At 73.6% G+C, this 4,947-nt stretch carries 5 protein-coding genes; 2 read left to right on the top strand and 3 right to left on the bottom strand.

Annotated features, from left to right (window positions below; translation table 11 throughout):
- Both PROKR_RS12325 and PROKR_RS12320 read right to left on the bottom strand, forming a co-directional pair.
- On the bottom strand, positions 1-464 hold a 464-nt coding region (locus PROKR_RS12325; protein ID WP_036963565.1), incomplete at its 3' end, for a hypothetical protein.
- Positions 465-522: 58 nt separating this feature from the next.
- Positions 523-942 (bottom strand): CBS domain-containing protein, encoded by a 420-nt coding sequence (locus PROKR_RS12320; RefSeq protein ID WP_036963564.1) that lies wholly within the window; start codon positions 940-942, stop codon positions 523-525.
- Positions 943-1,137: 195 nt separating this feature from the next.
- Here PROKR_RS12320 and PROKR_RS12315 point away from each other — a divergent pair, with 195 nt between their 5' ends.
- Positions 1,138-1,443 carry a hypothetical protein gene (locus PROKR_RS12315; RefSeq protein ID WP_142034762.1) on the top strand — a complete coding sequence of 102 codons (306 nt, stop codon included), beginning with the start codon at positions 1,138-1,140 and terminating at the stop codon, positions 1,441-1,443.
- A 25-nt stretch (positions 1,444-1,468) separates the two neighbouring features.
- Here PROKR_RS12315 and PROKR_RS12310 read toward each other — a convergent pair whose 3' ends face one another.
- Positions 1,469-2,431 (bottom strand): TIGR03557 family F420-dependent LLM class oxidoreductase, encoded by a 963-nt coding sequence (locus PROKR_RS12310; RefSeq protein WP_036963561.1) that lies wholly within the window; start codon positions 2,429-2,431, stop codon positions 1,469-1,471.
- Between the two features lie 124 nt (positions 2,432-2,555).
- Between PROKR_RS12310 and PROKR_RS12305 the strand changes: the two genes are divergently transcribed.
- Positions 2,556-4,947 (top strand): molybdopterin oxidoreductase family protein (locus PROKR_RS12305; protein ID WP_084800406.1); only part of this gene is annotated, 2,392 nt, incomplete at its 3' end.

Below are 4,947 nucleotides of genomic sequence, written 5' to 3'. Positions count from 1 at the left end.
ACGGCGGCCGCGCCGCCGAGGTCGCCACCGGCCCGTGCCGCGTCCCACTCCCGTGCGCTGACGACGACGTCCGTGACCCCACCGACGGCCGCGAGCCCGGCGGCCCGCTGGTCGGACGAGGTGGTGTCGGGCGGGACCAGGGTGGTCAGCGCCGTCTCGACGTCGTCCAGCACGCGGAGCTGGTCCAGCAGAGCGGTGTCGGCCATCGGCCCGGTCAGCCGTCCCCGGGAGAGCTGCTCGACGACGATCCGGGTGGTCTCGGCCGCCGAGCCCGCCTCGGACAGGGCATCGGCGATCGCCGCGCTCGCCTGCCCCGGCTCCTGGTGGCTGGCGACCGTGCACGAGGCCGTCCCGGCGAGCACGGTAGCGGCGACGGCGCCTCGCGCCACCCACCGCCACCGCATCACCCTCATGACCTCGATGTTCCTCGGCGGCGGCGGCACTCGCACGTCGTGCGTCGTCATGGCCTCACCGTGGCCCGTGGCCCGTGGCCACGGCCCGGCACGGCCCGGGACCGTGCGCTCAGCGGTTGGGCCGCGCCCTGGAGATGTCCGCGAGCGCGGAGTCCGGGTCCCGCTCGACGGCGAGGTCGCCGATCGAGACGATCCCGGCGAGCACGTTCCCGTCCAGGACGGGTGCGCGGCGGACGGCACCCGCGCGCATCACCTCGACCACGGTCTCCACGGGGTCACCGACACCGACGGTGATCACCTTGTCGGTCGTGACCTGCTGCACGGTCGCGTCGGCGTCCAGGCCGGCAGCGAGGCCGCGCACGACGAGGTCCCGGTCGGTGACGACACCGACGGCGGTGGGCCCGGCCCGGACGACCAGCACCCCCACGTCCTGCTCGGCCATCAGGCGGCCGGCTGCCTCGAGCGTCTCGGTCTGGTCGATGGTGGTGGGTGCCGGGGTCATGACATCTGCGGCGGTCTGCTTGGCCATGGTCGTGCCTCCTTGGCTGGGGGGCCGGCGGCGGTCTGCTGCACCGGCAGTCCTCACTGTCCCCCGCGGCTCCGGCACTCGCACGAGGGCCCCGCAGGAGGGCCGAGCCTGGTGTTGACCAGGCCCGATGGCCTAGAGTGGACAGCTCGGGGTCATGAAGCGGCTCTCGATCCTTGCCGGATCCGGAGGTTCCCCATGTCATCCATGAGCCGGGACAGCGTCATCGGACAGGTGGCCATCGAACGGGCGAAGTGTGTGATCGCCGTGGCGCGGGACGTCCAGGACGACGAGGCCCAGCAGGTCCTGCAGGACGCGGCCACGGAGGCCCAGGTCCCCGAGAGCGTGGCGGCGGTGCGGATCATGGCGGCGCTGGGGGCCGGCATCGACTCCGACGAGTCGGCCGCCGACATGCTGGAACGGGGACTCACCGCCGTCCGGCCGGTGCAGGCGACGGAACCGGCCGACGAGCCACCGGACGCCCTGCGCCCGCAGCCCGCCTGAACAGGCACGTCGCACCCTGCGGGGCCTAGAGCGCCCGGGCCCGCTCCAGCAGCGGGGCCGCCGCCTCCGCGAGGAACCGCTCCTGATGGTGGTCACCGACCTGTACGAAGGCGAGGTCGGTGAAGCCGGCCTCGAGGAACGGGCGGGCGCTCTCGGCGAGCTTGTCCAGGTCGGGCCCGCACGCGATCGACGCCGCGACGTCGTCGGGCCGCACGAACTGGGCGGCGGCCGTGAACCCGGCCGGCGTCGGCAGGTCCGCATTCACCGCCCACCCGCCGCCGAACCACCGGAACTCGGCGTGCGCCCGGGCGACCGCGGCGTCCTCGTCGGGGTCCCAGCACACCGGGACCTGACCGAAGACCCGCGTCGACCCCGGGTGACGCGCCCTCCAGCCGCGCACGACGTCGGCGTCGGGCGTGGTCTGGACGAGGTGGTCGGCGAGCGGGGCGAACCGCTCCACGCCACGCTCCCCCGACACGGCGACCCCGATCTGGACACCGGCGTCCGGGACGTCCCACAGGTGCCCGGACTCGATGCGGAAGTGCTGCCCCTCCCAGGTGACGAGCTCGCCCGTCAGCAGCTCGCGGATGACGTGGATCGCCTCCTCCAGGAGGTCGTGCCGCACGGCGACGCCGGGCCAGCCCTCGCCGATGACGTGCTCGTTGAGGTTCTCGCCGGCGCCGAGGCCCAGGGTGAACCGGCCGTCGGCCAGGAGCTGGAGCGTCGCCGCCTGCTGCGCCACGACCGCCGGGTGGTAGCGCATGGTCGGGCACGTCACGAAGCTCATCAGCTCGACCCGGCTCGTGGCCTGCGCCACCGCCCCCAGGAGCACCCACGCGTTAGGCGCGTGCCCCTGCTCCGCAAGCCAGGGCGAGAAGTGGTCGCTGGAGACCTCGAAGTCGAACCCGGCCTCCTCGGCCGCCGCGGCGTACCGGACCAGCTCGCGCGGCCCGCTCTGCTCGGTCATCAGGGTGTATCCGAAGCGCATGTCGTCGTCCCCTCCCCGTGCTGCCGCACGGCCGTCGTCTCCCGACCATAGGCAGGCCCTCGTCGGCTCGCGCCCCGGGTGACCAGCGGTTGCGAGGGACGCGGGTGAGGGGTCCGCTGGACGGATGACGTCCACCGACCGCATCGCGGAGCCCTGGGGTACGCGCACGCCGTACGGGCCGGGCCAGGACTGGCCCGTACGCACCGACTCCTTCCTCGCCGACGGCGTCGAGGAAGGGCAGGTCGACCGCTGGGTGCAGTCCGCGACGCTCCTGCACTCGAACGGCGACGCGCTCGACATCGCCGTCAAGGACGGCCGCATCGTGGGGGTCCGGGGACGGGCCGAGGACCGGGTGAACCACGGCCGGCTCGGTCCCAAGGACCTCTACGGATGGCAGGCCAACGCGTCGTCCGACCGGCTCACCAGGCCGTTGGTCCGCAGGGGCGGAACCCTGGTGGAGACCACCTGGGACGACGCGATGGACCGGGTGGTTGCCAGCACCCGGCGCCTCCTGGCGGAGCAGGGCGGGAGTGCGATCGGCTTCTACACCTCTGGCCAGCTCTTCCTGGAGGAGTACTACACGCTCGGCGTCGTGGCGCACGCGGGCATCGGCACCAACCACGTGGACGGCAACACGCGCCTGTGCACCGCGACCGCGGCCGAGGCCCTGAAGGAGTCGTTCGGCTCGGACGGCCAGCCCGGCTCCTACACGGACGTGGACCACGCCGACGTCATCGCCCTGTTCGGGCACAACATGGCCGAGACCCAGAGCGTGCTGTGGACCCGCGTGCTCGACCGGCTGGCGGGTCCCAACCCGCCCGCGGTGCTCTGCGTGGACCCACGGGCGACCCCCGTGGCCCGGGCCGCCACCGTGCACCTGGCACCACGCCCCGGCACCAACCTCGCCCTGATGAACGGCCTGCTGCACGAGATCGTCGCCCACGGATGGGTGGACCAGGAGTACGTCGACCGGCACACCATCGGACACACCGACCTGCTTCGGACGGTGCGGGAGTACCCGCCCGAGCGCGTGGCGCGGATCTGCGACGTGCCGGAGGCCGACCTGCGTGCGGCGGCGCGTCTGCTGGGCACGGCCGAACGGCTCCTGTCCACGGTGCTGCAGGGCTTCTACCAGGCCCACCAGGCCACCGCGGCCTCGGTCCAGGTGAACAACCTGCACCTGCTGCGCGGCATGCTCGGCCGGCCGGGGTGCGGCCTGCTGCAGATGAACGGCCAGCCCACGGCGGAGAACACCCGCGAGTGCGGGGCGGACGGCGACCTGGCCGGGTTCCGGAACTGGTCCAACAAGCAGCACGTCGACGAGCTGGCCCGGGTGTGGAACGTGGACCCGATGAGCATCCCGCACTACACCGCGCCCACCCACGCCATGCAGATCATGCGCTACGCCGAGCAGGGCTCGGTCCGGATGCTCTGGGTCCAGGCGACCAACCCCGCCGTCTCCCTGCCGGAGCTCGACCGGATCCGCGCGATCCTGGCGCAGGACCGGCTGTTCCTGGTGGTCCAGGACATCTTCCTGTCCGAGACGGCGCAGCTCGCCGACGTCGTCCTGCCCGCGGCGACGTGGGGCGAGAAGACCGGCACCTTCACCAACGCGGACCGGACGGTCCACCTGTCGGAGAAGGCCGTCGAGCCCCCGGGCGAGGCCCGGCCGGACCTCGAGATCTTCCTCGACTTCGCGCGGCGGATGGACCTGCGGGACAAGGACGGCGGGCCGCTGGTGCGCTGGCACGACCCGGAGTCCGCGTTCGAGGCCTGGAAGGAGTGCAGCCGAGGGCGGCCGTGCGACTACACCGGTCTGACCTACGACCGGCTGCGCGGCAGCGGCGTGCAGTGGCCCTGCACCGAGGAGCATCCCGAGGGCACCGAGCGGCTGTACGCCGACGGCCGCTTCTGGAGCCGCGGCGACGAGTGCGAGACCTACGGCCGGGACCTCGCCACGGGCGCGCCGCTCGACGCGACCGAGTACGCCGCGCTGAACCCGGACGGCCGCGCGATCCTCAAGCCCGCCGACTACGTCGAGCCGCACGAGGTGCCCGGCGCCCGGTACCCGCTGCAGCTCGTCACCGGGCGCACGCTCTACCACTTCCACACGCGCACCAAGACGGCGCGGGCCCCGCAGCTCCAGGCAGCGGCACCGGACGTGTGGGTGGAGGTCTCCGCGCACGACGCCGACGCGCTCGGACTCGCGGAGGGCGACCTCGCCGAGGTGTCCACGCCTCGGGGCGCGGTCCGGGCCCGGGTCCGGGTCAGCGGGGTGCGGCCCGGCGTGCTGTTCGTGCCCTTCCACTACGGCTACTGGGACGTCGAGGACGGCGGCGGCCATCACCGGGCGGCCAACGAGCTCACCATGACGGCCTGGGACCCGTGCTCCAAGCAGCCGCTCTTCAAGACCGCGGCGGCGCGGGTACGCAAGCTGGCGGACGCCGACGGCGCCCCGGCGCCCGCGCCGTCGACGGCCTCGGCCTCGGTCGTGCCTGGTGTGCCGCCCACGGCAG

This window comes from Promicromonospora kroppenstedtii DSM 19349, from assembly GCF_000515355.1.
Taxonomy (GTDB): domain Bacteria; phylum Actinomycetota; class Actinomycetes; order Actinomycetales; family Cellulomonadaceae; genus Promicromonospora; species Promicromonospora kroppenstedtii.
Note: the sequence above shows the minus strand (reverse complement) of the source record. Positions and strands in the feature narration are given on the sequence as shown.